Genomic DNA, 15,144 nt, shown 5'->3' with positions numbered 1-15,144 from the left:
CGTCGATGCCCGGCGAATCCGTGCTGTTCCACGAGGCGGTCCTCGCACATGCCGCCCGTGACCCCGACGCGGTCGCGGTGGAGTCCGCCGATCGGTCGCTGAGCTATGCCGAGCTGGCCGCCCGTGCCCGCCGGGTGGCGCTCCACCTGCGCCGCCACGGCGTCGGGCCCGACGTACCGGTCGCGATCGCGATGGACCGCTCGACCGAGTCCGTCGTCGCGGTGCTCGGCACCCTGCTGGCCGGCGGCGCCTGGGTGCCGCTCGACCCGTCCTACCCCACCGAGCGGCTGTCCTACATGCTCACCGACTCCGGCGTGGACCTGCTCGTCGCCGAGGCGCACACCATGGACCGGCTGCCGGCCGGGCGGGTCCGCCGCATCGACCCGGCCGAGGCCGCCGCGGAGTCCGGCCCGGCACCCGACCCGCTGCCACCGGCACCGACCGGTCGACACCTCGCATACATGATCTACACCTCGGGGTCCACCGGACGCCCCAAGGGTGCCCTGCTCAGCCACGCCGGCCTGGCCAACCTCGTCCGCGCCCAGGCCGACGCCTTCGGGGTACGCCCCGGTGACCGGGTGCTCCAGTTCGCCCCGTCCAGCTTCGACGCCTCGGTGTTCGAGACCGCCATGGCGCTGGCCACGGGTGCCACCCTGGTGCTGGCGGACCGGGACGCCATCGCCCCGGGGCCGGACCTGTTCGCCACCCTGCGTACTCGGCGGATCAGCCATCTCACGCTGCCCCCGTCGGTGCTGGCCACCCTGCCCGACGAGCCCCTGCCCGACCTGGCCGTGCTGGTCTGCGCCGGTGAGGCGCTCCCCGCCGCGCTGGTGCGGCGCTGGGCGCCCGGCCGGCGCATGTTCAACGCCTACGGCCCCACCGAGGCCACCGTCTGGGCCACCCTGGCGCAGGTGCGGCCCGACGACCGGCGACCGTCCATCGGCGTACCGGTCACCGGCGTCCACGTCGCCGTGGTCGACCCCGACGGCCGGCCGGTGCCCGACGGCCAGGTCGGCGAACTGGTCATCGGCGGGGCCGGCGTCGCCCGGGGCTACCACGCCCGGCCGGGGCTGACCGCCGAACGGTTCGTCCCCGACCCGGACGGGCCGCCCGGCGCACGCCGGTACCGCAGCGGCGACCAGGTGTGCCGCCGCCCCGACGGCACTCTCGACTTCTTCGGGCGCATCGACCACCAGATCAAGTTGCGGGGACACCGGATCGAACCGGACGAGGTGGCCGCCGTGCTGGCCGGGCACTCCGCCGTCACCGACGCGGTGGTGGTCGCCCGGGGCTCCGGCGACGCCACCCGGCTGGTCGGCTACGCCGCCACCGACCACGATCCAGCCGGGCTGCGCGCCTTCCTGGCCGAACGGCTGCCCGCCTACCTGGTACCCGACGTGGTGGTCACCCTCGACGCGCTGCCGCTGACCGTCAGCGGCAAGATCGACCGGTCCGCCCTGCCCGAGCCGGACCGGGCCAGCGCCGGCCTGACCGGACCCGTCACCGTCCCGCGCACCGACACCGAGCGGCTCCTCGCCGGGTTCCTCGCCGACCTGCTCGGCCACACCAGCGCCGGGCCGGACCCGGCGCCGTGCACGGACCCGCCGGCCGCGCTCCGCCTCGGCGTGCACGACGACATCTTCGCTCTCGGCGCCAACTCGCTGATGGCCGGCCGGCTCGCCGCGCGGGTCCGCACCGAACTCGGCCGTGAGCTGCCGGTCGTGGTCATCTACCGATCCCCCACCGTCGCCGCCATGGCCGCCGCGCTGGACGACGCGGACGACACCGATCGCGCACCCACCCCGCCGCCGCTGACCCCGGCCGACCCCGACGCGGTCGCGCCCCTCTCCCTGCCCCAGGAGCGGATCTGGTTCCTCGACCAGCTCGACCCCGGCAACCGGGCGTACCACGCCCAGGCCACCATGCGGTTGCGCGGGCCGCTCGACGCAGCGGCGCTACGGGCCGCGCTCGACGAGATCGTCCGCCGCCACGACATCTTCCGTACCGGCTTCGTCGCCGGGCCGCACGGTCCCGAGCAGCACGTCACCGCCCACCGCGCCGTCGATCTCCCGCTGGTCGACCTGTCCGCGTACGACGAGCCGGAGCGCGGCCGGCGGGCCGAGCAGATCGTGGCCGGTCACCTACGTGAACCCTTCGACCTGGCCAGTCCACCGCTGGCCCGGTGGGCACTGGTCCGGCACGCCGACGACGACCACAGCCTCGTTCACGTCGAACACCACCTGGTCCACGACGGCTGGTCCTTCGCCGTCTTCGTCGAGGAGCTCACCGCCCTCTACGCCAGCTACGCCGCCGGGCGGGAACCGGACCTGCCGCCGCCGTCCTGCCGCTACCGCGACTTCACGCTCTGGCAGCGCGGGTGGATGCGGGGCGAGACCCTCGACCGGCACCTGTCGCACTGGACCCGGGAACTGGCCGGCGCACCGCACGAGCTGGCGTTGCCCCTGGATCGCGCCCGTCCGCTGACCCAGAGCTTCACCGGCGCGGCGCTGCGGATCGAACTCCCCGGCGAGTTGTGCGCGCGACTGCGCGGGTACAGCCGCCGGCACGGGGTCACCCTCTACGCCACCATGCTCGCCGGCTTCGCCGCCCTGCTGGGCCGCTACGCCCACCAGGACGACATGATCATCGGCAGTGGCGTGGCGAACCGCCGCCTCGCCGAGACCGAACGCATGATCGGCATGGTCGTCAACACCCTGCTGCTGCGCGTCGACCTGTCCGGCCGCCCCGGCTTCACCGAACTGGTCCGCCGGGTGCACACCCGCGCCGCACGGGCCCACGAGTGGGCCGACGTGCCGCTGGACCGGCTGGTGGAGGCCCTCGACCCGGTACGCGACCCGTCCCGCAACCCGCTGTTCCAGACCATGTTCAGCTTCCACGACTCCCCGATGCCGGAGCTGACCTTCGCCGGGCTGACCGGCACCGTCCTGGAACGGCACAACGGCACCGCCAAGACCGACCTGAACATCGTGGTCCTGCCCCGCGCGGAACAGCGTGCCGGGCAGGGCCACCGGGACGACGCCGCCCCGATCACCCTGATCTGGGAGTATGCCACCGCCCTGTTCGACGCCTCGACCATGCGGCGGATGACCGGACACTACGTCCGGCTGCTCGACGCGGCGATGACCGGCCCCGACCAGCCGGTCGGCCGGCTGCCGCTGCTCGACGCACAGGAGTGGACCCGGATCGTCCACACGTACAACCGCACCGCCGTCGCCTTCCCGGCCGACCGCACCGTGCCCGACCTGTTCGCCGCGCAGGTGGCCCGGCGACCGCACGCCCCCGCCGTCGAGTACGAGGGACAGACCCTCAGCTACGCCGATCTCGACGCCGGCGCCGAGCGGCTGGCCCGGCTGCTGCGCCGGCGGGGTGTCGGCGCCGACACCCCGGTCGGTGTCCTGTTCGCACGCGGCCCCGACCTGATCACCGCCTTCCTTGCCGTGCTCAAGGCCGGCGGCGCGTACGTGCCGCTCGACCCCAACTACCCGGGCGAACGACTGCGCTGGCTGCTGGCCGACGCCGGGGCCCGGCTGGTGGTCACCCGGGCCGACCTGGCCGGCCTGCTGCCCGTCGACGGCGTGGAGGTGGTGACCGGCGACGATCCGCAGGCCGGGCCCGAGGACCGGCCCGACGCCGGGCCGGAATCCCCCGCCGCCCGCCCGGACAGCGCTGCCTACGTCCTCTACACCTCCGGCTCCACCGGACGGCCCAAGGGAGTGGTGGTCGCGCACCGCGCGATCCTGCGCCTGGTCTGCGGCACCGACTTCGTCCGGTTCGGGCCGCACGAACGCATCGCCCAGGTCGCCGACGCGTCGTTCGACGCGATCACGTTCGAGGTGTGGGGCGCCCTGCTGCACGGCGGCACCGTCTGCGTCATCCCCCGCGACACCGTCCTGAGCCCCGGCCGGCTGGGCGACGAGGTGCGCCGGTCCCGGATCACCAGCATGTTCCTCACCTCGGCCCTGTTCAACGAGGTCATGGCGCACCGGCCGGACAGCTTCGCCACCATGACCAACCTGCTCGTCGGCGGGGACGCGCTGAACCCGGTCCGCATCCGCCAACTGCTGCGCGGCCCGTACGCCCCGGCCCGGCTGCTCAACGGCTACGGTCCCACCGAGACCACCACCTTCGCCGTGGTGCACCACATCACCGACCTGCCCGACGAGGCCAGTTCCGTACCCATCGGCCGGCCCATCGCCAACACCACCGCGTACGTCCTCGACGACGAGCTGAGTCCGGTGCCCGAGGGCGTACCCGGTCAGCTCTACCTCGGTGGTCCCGGGATGGCCCGGGGCTATGCCGGTCGGCCCGCGCTGACCGCGCAACGGTTCGTTCCCGACCCGTTCGGCGCCGACGGCTCCCGCCTCTACCACACCGGTGACGTGGTGCGCTGGCGCAGCGGAGGGGTGCTGGAGTTCCTCGGCCGGACCGACGGCCAGGTCAAGATCTCCGGGTTCCGGATCGAGCCGGGCGAGGTGGAGAACACCCTGCTCGACCACCCGGCCGTGGCCGGCGCGGCGGTCGTCGTCGACGACAGCCCGGCCGGTCGACGCCTGGTCGCCTACGTCGTGCCCCCGGCGAGCCGACCCGGGCCGGGCGCCACGGAGCTGCGCGGCTGGCTCGCCGAGCGGCTGCCGCCCTACCTGGTGCCAACGGCGTACGTGTCGCTGACCGCCCTGCCCCTCACCGAGCACGGCAAACTCGATCGGGCGGCACTGCCGGCCGCCGAGGCCGAACGCCCCGACCTGCGGGTGGCCCTCCGTGCCCCGCAGACCGACACCGAACGGGCCGTCGCCGCGATCTGCGCCGAGCTGATCGGGCTCGACCAGGTCGGCCTCGACGACGACTTCTTCGCCCTCGGTGGGCACTCCCTGCTCGCCATGCGGCTGGTGGCCCGGGTGAACGAGACGTTCGGTGCCGACGTGGCACTGGCCCGCTTCCTGCGTACGCCCACCGTCGCCGGGCTGGTGGCCGCCCTCGACACCCGCACACCGGCCACGGACCCGACCGGGCAGGGCGGCATCGCACCCGGTAGTTGGCAGCAGATGGAGGACCTGTTGCGGCACATCGACCAGCTCACCCCCGAGCAGGTCGACCAGCTGCTGCACGACTTCACGGACAACGAGGTGGATCGATGAATGACGCCGGCACGGACGCCCGGCGGGCCCAACTGGCCCGGCACCTGGCCCAGCGACTGGCCCAGCGCAGCCACCCGCTGTCCTATCCGCAGCAGCGGCTGTGGTTCCTCGACCAGCTCAGCCCGGACAACCCCGTCTACAACATCCCGCTGGGCTACCGCATCCGTGGGCCGCTCGACGTCGACGCCCTGCAGCGGGCCCTGACCACGGTGGTCCGGCGGCACGAGGCGCTGCGTACCGTGTTCAGGGCGGTGGACGGCCAGCCGCGTCAGGTCGTCCTGCCGCCGACGCAGACCCCCCTGACCGTGCACGACGTCGCCGACCCTGCCGAGGCGGCGGCGCTGGCCGGGGCCGAGGCACTTACCCGGTTCGACCTGGTCGACGGCCCGGTCCTACGGGCCACCCTGCTGCGGCTGGGCCCGGAGGACCACCAGTTGTGCCTCACCGTCCACCACATCGTCTGCGACGGCTGGTCACTGGCCGTCCTCGAGCGGGAACTGACCGCCGCCTACGCCGGACGGGAGCTAACCGACCTGCCCGTGCAGTACGCCGACTTCGCCGAGTGGCAGCACACCCACCTCACCGGGGCCACCCTCGACCGGCTCGTCGACCACTGGCGGGACCGGCTCGCCGACGTACCGCTGCTGGCCAGCCTGCCCACCGACCGGCCCCGCCCGCCGACGCAGACCTACCGCGGCGCACACCTGGACCTGGACTTCGAGCACGACGTCAGCGATGCGGTGACCGCGCTGGCCCGGCAGGTCGCCGCGACCCCGTTCGCGGTGCTGCTGGCCGCCTTCGCCGTCGTCGTGCGGGCGCACACCGGCACGGAGCAGGTCGTCGTCGGTTCGCCGGTGGCGGGCCGGCAACGCCCCGAGATCCAGCCGCTGATCGGGTTCTTCGCCAACACTCTGGTGCAGCGCATCGACCTCACCGGCGCCCCGACCTTCCGGCAACTGGTCGAGCGGACCCGCGACGAGACCCGCGACGCCCTGGCCCACCAGGACCTGCCGTTCGAGAAACTCGTCGAGGAGCTGCACCCGAGCCGGGACCTGGCCCACAACCCGCTGTTCCAGGTGTTGTTCAGCTACCACGACACCGACGCCGCGGGGCTGGACCTGCCCGGCTGCGCGGTCACCCCGGTCCCCGGCGACACCGCCACCGCGAAGTTCGACCTCACCCTGTCCCTCACCCGGCGCGGGACGGACCTGACCGGCCGCCTGGAGTACAGCACCGACCTGTTCGACCCGGACAGCGCCGAACGGATGGCCGCCCGCTTCCGGCAGGTCCTCGCCGCGGCCCTGGCCGATCCGGACGGGCCGGTCGGCCGGTTGGACATCCTGACCCCGGGCGAGCGTCACCAACTGCTCACCGAGTGGACCGCCACCGGTGTCGACCGCCGCACCGACGTTCTCGTGCACGAACTCGTCGCCGCGCAGGCCCGGCGCACCCCCGACCGGGTCGCCGTGCGGGACGCCGGACCCGGCGACCAGCCCGGACTGACCTACCGCGAGCTCGACGAGCGCGCCGAACGGTTCGCCGCCACGCTGCGTGGCCACGGCGTCGGCCCGGACCTCCCGGTCGGCGTCCTGCTGCGCCGCAGCACCGACCTGGCGGTGACCCTGCTGGCCATCCTCAAGGCCGGCGGAGCGTACCTGCCGCTGGATCCCGCCCTGCCCGCCGACCGGCTCACCTTCATGGTCACCGACTCCGGCGCCCGGGTGGTGGTCACCACCGACCATCTCGCCGGCCGGCTGGGCGGCCTGCCGGTCACCGCCGTCGTCCCCGGCACGCCGCCGGCCGATCCGGCACCCACCGGGCCGACCGTACCGCCACACGCGGACGACCTGGCGTACGTCATCTACACCTCCGGCTCCACCGGGCGTCCCAAGGGCGTGCTGGTCACCCACCGCAACGTGGGTACCTTCTTCGCCGGGATGGACCGCGAGTTCGGCCCGGACGCCGACGCGGACCGGGACGGGGCCGCGCCGACCTGGTTGGCGGTCACCAGCACCTCCTTCGACATCTCGGTGCTGGAACTGCTGTGGACCCTCACCTGCGGCTTCGAGGTCGTCATCCGGGGGGACGAACCCGGCACCGCGTCCGCCACCGGTGTTCCGGTACCCGCCGAGGTGCAGGCCAGGCCGATGGACTTCAGCCTCTTCTACTTCGGCGGCGACCGGGGCGGCTCCGTCGACGACCGGTACCGGCTGCTCATCGAGGGCGCCCGCTTCGCCGACCGGCACGGCTTCGCCGCCGTGTGGACCCCGGAACGGCACTTCCACGACTTCGGTGGGCTCTACCCGAACCCCTCGGTCACCGCCGCCGCCATCGCCACCATCACCGAACGGGTACGGATCCGGGCCGGCAGTGTGGTCGTACCGCTGCACGACCCGCTCCGGGTGGCCGAGGAGTGGGCCGTGGTGGACAACCTCTCCGGCGGGCGGGTCGGCATCTCGGTCGCCTCCGGATGGCAACCGAACGACTTCGTCCTCGCCCCGCAGCGGTACACCGACCGGAAGGACCTGATGCTGGCGGGCATCGACGAGATACGTCGGCTCTGGCGGGGCGAGACGGTCAGCCGCACCCGCCCGGGCGGCGACGAGGTCAGCGTGCGGGTGTACCCGCCACCGGTGCAGCCCGAGCTGCCCGTCTGGGTCACCAGCGCACGCAGCCCCGACACCTTCCGGATGGCCGGTGAGATCGGCGCCGGGCTGCTCACCCACCTGCTCGGCCACTCCGTGGAACAGCTCGCCGAGAAGATCACCATCTACCGTCGGGCCTGGCGGGAGGCCGGCCACGCCGGCTCCGGCCACGTCACCCTGATGCTGCACACCTTCCTCGGCACCGACGCCGAGCAGGTCCGCGAGCTGGTCCGAGCGCCGCTGTGCGCGTACCTGAAGAGCTCCTTCGACCTGCTCTCCGGTCTCGGCGCGGTGTCCGGGAGCAGCAGCGACTTCCGCCACCTGCCCGAGGAGGAACTCGACGCCCTGGTCGGGCAGGCCTTCGACCGGTTCTTCGACACCGCCGCCCTGCTGGGCACCCCCGAGGCCGCCGCGGACCTGGTGGACCGGCTCAAGGCGATCGAGGTGGACGAGGTCGCCTGCCTGATCGACTTCGGGGTCGACCACGACCACGTCCTGGCCGCCCTGCCGCACCTGCGTACCGCCCGGGAGATCAGCGAGGAACGCCGCCGGGTGGCACTGGCCGACGAGCCCATCGCCGCGCAACTGGGCCGCCACCACGTCACCCACCTGCAGTGCACGCCGTCGCTGGCCGGTGTGCTGGCCGAGGACCCCGACAGCCGGGAGGCGCTCCGCGACCTGCGCCGCCTGCTCGTCGGTGGGGAGGCGTTGCCCGCCGCGCTCGGCGCCGACCTCGCCGGCCTGGTCAGCGGGGGTGTGCACAACATGTACGGCCCCACCGAGGCGACCGTGTGGGCGAGCACCCAGCCGGTCACCGGCACCGGGCCGGTCGCCGCGACCGTGCCGCTCGGCCGTCCGCTGGCCGACGTACGCGCCTACGTGGTCGACGCGGACCTGCGGCCCACCCCGGTCAACGTGCCCGGTGAACTGCTGCTCGGCGGGCCGGCCGTCACCCGTGGCTACCACGGCCGCCCCGCCCTGACCGCGGAACGCTTCGTCCCCGACCCGTTCGCCGCCGACGGCTCCCGGCTGTACCGCACCGGTGACCTGGCCCGATGGCGCCCCGACGGCACCCTGGAGTTCCTCGGCCGGCTGGACCACCAGGTGAAGATCCACGGCCACCGGATCGAACTCGGCGAGATCGAGAGCATGCTGGCCGCCCAGCCGGGCGTCCGCGCCGCCGTGGTCGTCGTACGCGGCACCGGCGCCCACCGCGGCCTGGCCGCCTACTGCGAGGCGGGCCACGCCGACGGTGCGGTGCTGAACCCGGCGGCGCTACGGGCCGCCCTGGCCCACGTGCTGCCGGACTACATGGTGCCGGCCACCGTCACCGTCCTCGACGAGTTGCCGCTCACCCCGAACGGCAAGATCGACCGCAATCGGCTGCCCGATCCGCAGACCCCCGGGCCCGCCCGCTACCTGGCCCCCCGGACCGACGTCGAGCAGACCATCGCCGAGGTGTGGACGCAGTTGCTCGGCCGCGACCGGGTCGGTCTCGACGACAACTTCTTCGACCTCGGCGGCAACTCGCTGCTGGCGGTCCAGGCCAGGTCCCGGCTGCAGGCCCGCGACGTCACCGGGGTGTCGCTGGTGGACCTGTTCCGCTACCCGTCGGTGCGTACGCTCGCCGCCGCCTGCTCCCCCACCGCAGACCGCCCCGACGCGCTGGTCGGGGCCCGGCAGGCCGCCGGGCGGCGGGCCGCCGCCCTGTCCGCCGCCGGCCCGCGGCGGGTACGACGGGCTGACCAGTCGTGACCGCGCACCGGGACAGCCCCGGAACCGCCCCCGAAGCCGATCCGCCCGACGGGGTCGAACCGATCGCGATCATCGGCATGGCCTGCCGGGTGCCCGGTGCCGACACCGTCCCCCGGTTCTGGGCGAACATGCTCGACGGCGTCAACTCGATCACCCACTTCACCCCGGACGAACTGCGCGCGGCCGGCGTGGACCCGCACCTGCTGGCCGACCCCGAGTACGTCGCGGCGGGCGCGGTGATCGACGACGCCGACCACTTCGACGCGGAGTTCTTCGGCTACAACACCGCCGAGGCCGAGACGATGGACCCGCAGCAACGGGTCTTCTGCGAGACCGCCTGGGCGGCCCTGGAGGACAGCGGCCACACCCCGGAGCGCGCCGACGGCTCCGTCGGCGTGTTCGCCGGCATGTTCATGAACAAGTACCTGATGGCCAACCTCGCCACCAACCCCCGTTTCCAGCGTTCGGCGATGGCGCCCCTGGCCCGCATCTTCAACGACAAGGACTTCCTGGCGACCCGGGTGGCGTACCTGCTCGACCTGGACGGCCCCGCCTACACCGTGCAGACCGCCTGCTCCACCTCCCTGGTCGCCACCCACCTGGCCTGCCAGTCCCTGCTGACCTACGAGTCGGATCTGGCGCTCGCCGGCGGGGTGACGATCAACCTGCCGCTGCGGGCCGGCTACTCACACACCTACAGCGGGGTGTTCAGCCCCGACGGGCAGTGCCGGCCCTTCGACGCCGACGCCACCGGGACCGTGCCCGGCAACGGCGCCGTGGCCCTGGTGCTGCGCCGGCTCACCGACGCCGTGGCCGACCGGGACCACATCTACGCGGTGATCCGGGCCAGCGCGGTCAACAACGACGGTGCGGTCAAGGCCGGTTTCACGGCACCGAGCCCCGACGGGCAGGCCCGAGTCATCACCGCCGCGCACGCCCTGGCGGGGCTCTCCCCGGGCAGCATCGGCTACCTGGAGGCCCACGGCACCGCCACCCGGGTGGGCGACCCGATCGAGGTCGCCGCGCTCACCCAGGCGTTCCGCGTCGGCACCGCCCGGCGGGGCTTCTGCGCCCTCGGCTCGGTCAAGGCCAACATCGGCCACCTCGACGCCGCCGCCGGGGCCGCCGGTCTGATGCGCGCCGCCCTGGCCGTCCAGCACGGGCAGATCCCGCCGACGGTGAACTTCCGCTCCCCCAACCCCGACCTCGACCTCGACACCTCCCCCTTCTACGTGCCCACCCGCGCCACCGCCTGGTCGGCCGGCTCCGGGCCCCGCCGCGCCGCGGTGAGCGCCTTCGGTGTCGGCGGCACCAACGCCCACGTGGTCCTCGAACAGCCACCACCCAGCCCCGACCCGGCACCGACGGCATCCGGCTGGCATCTGGTGCCGCTGTCCGCGCGCAGCCGCCCCGCCGTCGACGCCGCCACCCACCGGCTGGCCGACCATCTGGAGGCCCACCCGGACCTCGACCTGGCCGACGTCGCCTTCACCCTCCAGAACGGTCGGCGCGGCTTCCCGGTCCGCCGGTTCGCCGCCTGCGCCGATCTGCCCGACCTGGTGGCGGTGCTGCGTGGGGAGGACCCGCACCGGCTGGTCACCCGCACCACCCCGGAGACCGGCCACCGGGCGGTGTTCATGTTTCCCGGTGGCGGCAACCAGCACCGCGCCATGGGCGCCGACCTCTACCGCGGGCAGCCGGTGTTCCGGGCGGCGATCGACCAGTGCGCCGCCCTGCTGCGCGACCGGCTCGACGTCGACCTCACCGCGCTGTTGTTCCCCAGCGACGGTGGCGGGCCGCGACGGGGACGCGCGCTCGGCAGCGCCGAGGGGCCCGGTGTGGTCACCGCCCTGTTCGCGGTGGAGTACGCGCTGGCGAAACTGTGGCAGTCCTGGGGCGTGGCACCGGTCGCCATGCTCGGCCACAGCCTCGGCGAGTACGTCGCCGCCTGCCTGTCCGGGGTGTTCACCCTCGGGGACGCGCTCGCCGTCACCTACGCCCGTGGCGAGCTGTTCGCCCGGATGGCACCGGGCCGGATGCTGGCCGTACCGCTGCCCGAGGCCCAGGTCGCGGAGTTGCTCGACGAACGGCTGTCGATCGCGGCGGTGAACGCGCCGGAGCTGACCGTGGTGGCCGGGCCGGACGACGACATCGCCGCCCTCGACCGGCGGCTGGCCGACCGGGGCGTGGACTGCGGGCGGATCAACGTACCGGCGGCGAGCCACTCCTGGCTGGTCGAACCGCTCCTTGACGAGTTCACCGCCCGGGTCAAGGAGTGCGACCTGCGGCCACCGCACACCCCGTTCGTCTCCTGTGTCACCGGTACCTGGATCCGCGCCGGGGACGCCACCGACCCGCACTACTGGGCTCGTCACCTGCGCCAACCCGTACGTTTCGCCGACGCGCTGCGGACGGTGCTGACCACGCCCGATCGGGTGCTGCTGGAGGTCGGGCCCGGGCGGGCGCTGACCGCGCTGGTACCCGGACAGGGGATCGCCCCCACCCCGACCGCGGTCGCCTCGCTGGGCCACCCCCGCGACCGGCTGCCGGACACCGCGCACCTGATGGCCGCAGTGGGCCGGCTCTGGCAGGCCGGGGTGAGCGTGGACTGGCCGGCGCTGCACACCGCGCGCCCGCCCCGGCGGGTCAGCCTGCCCGGCTACCCGTTCCAGCGCCGCCGGTACTGGGTGGAGCCGGGGGCGACCGCCACCGGATTGGTCGACACCGCCGGCAGCACTGTCGACCCGGCCTCCGGCACCGTCGATCCGGGCGACGCGCCCGCCGGTACCGACCTGGCGGGCACGCCGGAGGACGGCCACCTCGCCCCCCGTACCGAGCGGGAACGCCAGGTCGCGCGGGTGTGGTGCGACCTGCTCGGCCTGGACCGCATCGGCGTCACCGACGACCTGTTCGACTGCGGCGCCCACTCCCTGATGATCACGCAGGCCGCCCGGGAGCTGCGCCGCCTCGGCGCACCCCAGCTCACCGCCGGCGACGTCCTGGCCAGCCCCACCGTCGCCGGCCTGGCCGCCCGGATCGAGGCCGCCGTTTCCGGGCGACCGCTGATCGAGGTGCACGGCGCCGGCCCCGACCTCGCCGGCGAGGTCGTCCTCGACCCGGCGGTCACCCCCGACCGGGACGCGCCGGCCCGCACCGGCCCGCACCGGGTGGTGCTGCTCACCGGTGCCACCGGATTCGTCGGCGCGTTCCTCTGCGCCGAGCTGGCCCGGCAGACCAGCGCCGAGATCGTCTGCCTGGTCCGGGCCGCCAACCCCGAGGAGGGCACCGAACGCCTGCACACCGTCCTGACCTCCTACGGCCTGCCCGCACCACCCGGGCACCGGCTGCGCGTCGTCCCCGCCGACCTGGCCCGTCCCCGCTTCGGCCTGGCCCCGGCCGACTTCGACGCCCTCGCCGACGAGGTCGACGTGATCTACCACTGTGGTGCCTGGGTCAACTTCGTGCGCCCGTACCGCTCCCTCAAGGCCACCAACGTGCGCGGCACCGAGGAGATCCTGCGGCTGTCCACCCGGGGCCGCCCCACCCCCGTGCATCACATCTCCACCCTGGCCGTCCTCGCCGGAGCCGTCGCCGACGGTGCCACGCAGGTCAACGAGGACGACCCCCTGCCACCACCGGTGGGCCACGACACCGCCTACAGCCAGAGCAAGTGGGTCGCCGAGGGGCTCATCGGCCTCGCCCGGGACCGCGGCGTACCGGTGTCGGTGTACCGGGCCGGCGCGGTGCTCGGGGACAGCCGCACCGGCGCGACCAACCGGGAGGACTACGTCACCAAGGTCATCCAGGGCTGCGTCGAGCTCGGTCTGGCCCCCACCCGCCGGTACGCCTTCGCCGCCGCCACCGTCGACTACGTCGCGCGTACCGTGGTCGCCCTGTCCCTGCGCCCGGAGACCACCGGCGGCACCTTCCACACCGTCAACCCCGACCCGCTGGACTGGAACGACATCTTCCGCCACCTGCGGGCCTGCGGCTACCGCGTGCCGAGCGTCGACTGGCAGCGTTGGCGCCACCAGCTCACCGAGCAGATCGAGGCCGACGAGACGGCGAACAGCTTCGCCCCACTGATGGCGATGCTCGGCGACACCCCGGACCGGGACATGCCCCGGATGCGCTGCGACAACGTCCGGTCGGCGCTGCCGGCCGACCTGGCCCGCCCACCGGAGCTGGACGCCGCGTTGTTCGCGCGGATGCTGGGCTTCCTCGCCCGGGGCGGAGTCCTGCCCGCACCGCCGGACGGCGATCCGGCCCGGCCCGACACCGCCCAGAAGGACCTGCTGCCATGACCATGCTGTTGACCGGGGCCACGCTCATCGACGGGCTCGGCGGCGACCCGGTGACCGACCGGGCCGTACGGATCGAAGCCGACCGGATCACGCAGGTGGGGGTCCGAGCCCCGACCGACGACGCCGACCTGGTCGACCTGAGTGGGCTGACCCTGCTGCCGGGGCTGATCGACGCGCACACCCACGTGGGCTACTCCAGCGACGTACGCGCGATGCTCACCGGGGAGCTGTCGGTGGCCGAACGGGCCGCCGACATCTTCCGCAACCTGCGCGAGACCCTGACGGCCGGGTTCACCACGATCCGGGACTGCGGTGGCCTCGACCTCGGGGTGCTGCGCACGGTACGCCGCGGACTGGTACCCGGCCCCCGCATCTGGGCCGCCGCCGTGGCGCTGTCCCAGACCGGCGGGCACGGTCGGCTGGGCTCGCCGCTGGCCCCCGCAGGTCCGTCACCGTTCTCGGTACGCGGCCTGACCGGGATGACCCCCAACGCCGACGGCGTCGAGGAGGTCCGCCGGGCCGCCCGCGAGTGCTTCCGTCAGGGCGCGTCGTTCCTGAAGATGGCCGTCACCGGCGGGGTGATCTCGGTGTCCGACTCGTTGGAGGACACCCAGTACACCGTCGAGGAGATCGCGGTCGCCGTCGCCGAGGCCCGGGCCCGCAACACGTACGTCACCGTGCACGCCCACAACGGCGCCGGGATCCGCAACGCCGTCCGGGCGGGCGTGGGCTGCGTCGAACACGGTACCGGCATCGACGGGGTCACCGCGGCGATGATGGCCGCCCACGGCGTGCACCTGGTACCCACCCTGGCCATCGCCGAGATGATGCGTACCGACTCCGAGCGGCAGGGGCTCGCCCCCGGGTTCCGGGACCGGGTCGGCGACACCGCCCAGCGCATGATCGACGCCATGCTGCTGGCCCGTGAGGCCGGTGTGCTGGTCGGCTCCGGCTCCGACCTGATCGGGCCGGACCAGAACCACCGCGGCCTGGAGCTGGTACTCAAGGCCCACGTCCTGGGGCCGATGGCGGCGATCGTCTCCGCCACCTCGGTCAACGCCCGCATCATGGGGGTCGCCGACCGACTCGGGTCGGTCGAGGTGGGCAAGCTGGCCGACCTCGTCGCCGTGGACTTCGATCCGCTCACCGCGCCGGACCTGTTCGACGACCCGGACCGGGTCGTCCTCGTCGTCAGCAACGGCACGATCGTCAAGGACACCCGCAGGTGACCCCGGCACCGCACGGACACCGGCCGACGGCCGCCGCCGTGGGGCCGGACCGGGC

At 74.0% G+C, this 15,144-nt stretch carries 4 protein-coding genes; all 4 read left to right on the top strand.

What is annotated here, in order from left to right; all coding sequences use genetic code 11:
• Positions 1–5: 5 nt before the first annotated feature.
• From ACQPZO_RS12180 to ACQPZO_RS12165, 4 genes are read left to right on the top strand one after another with little or no spacing between them, the layout of a single operon-like run.
• On the top strand, positions 6–5,156 hold the full coding sequence (locus tag ACQPZO_RS12180; protein ID WP_433349780.1) for an amino acid adenylation domain-containing protein: 5,151 nt from the start codon (positions 6–8) through the stop codon (positions 5,154–5,156).
• Positions 5,153–9,556: a MupA/Atu3671 family FMN-dependent luciferase-like monooxygenase gene (locus ACQPZO_RS12175; RefSeq protein ID WP_433349779.1), complete on the top strand. Its 4,404-nt coding sequence runs from the start codon at positions 5,153–5,155 to the stop codon at positions 9,554–9,556. The genes ACQPZO_RS12180 and ACQPZO_RS12175 overlap by 4 nt, the downstream gene beginning before the upstream one ends.
• Positions 9,553–13,860, top strand: coding sequence for a type I polyketide synthase (locus tag ACQPZO_RS12170; protein ID WP_433349777.1), 4,308 nt, complete (start codon positions 9,553–9,555; stop codon positions 13,858–13,860). Before ACQPZO_RS12175 ends, ACQPZO_RS12170 begins: the two co-directional genes overlap by 4 nt.
• Complete coding sequence (locus ACQPZO_RS12165; protein WP_433349776.1) at positions 13,857–15,089, top strand: amidohydrolase family protein; 1,233 nt, start codon at positions 13,857–13,859, stop codon at positions 15,087–15,089. The genes ACQPZO_RS12170 and ACQPZO_RS12165 overlap by 4 nt, the downstream gene beginning before the upstream one ends.
• The last annotated feature ends 55 nt before the right edge of the window (positions 15,090–15,144 follow it).

The organism is Micromonospora sp. CA-111912, assembly GCF_050948415.1.
In the GTDB taxonomy this organism is placed as follows: domain Bacteria; phylum Actinomycetota; class Actinomycetes; order Mycobacteriales; family Micromonosporaceae; genus Micromonospora.
This window is presented reverse-complemented; position numbering and strand designations above follow the sequence as displayed.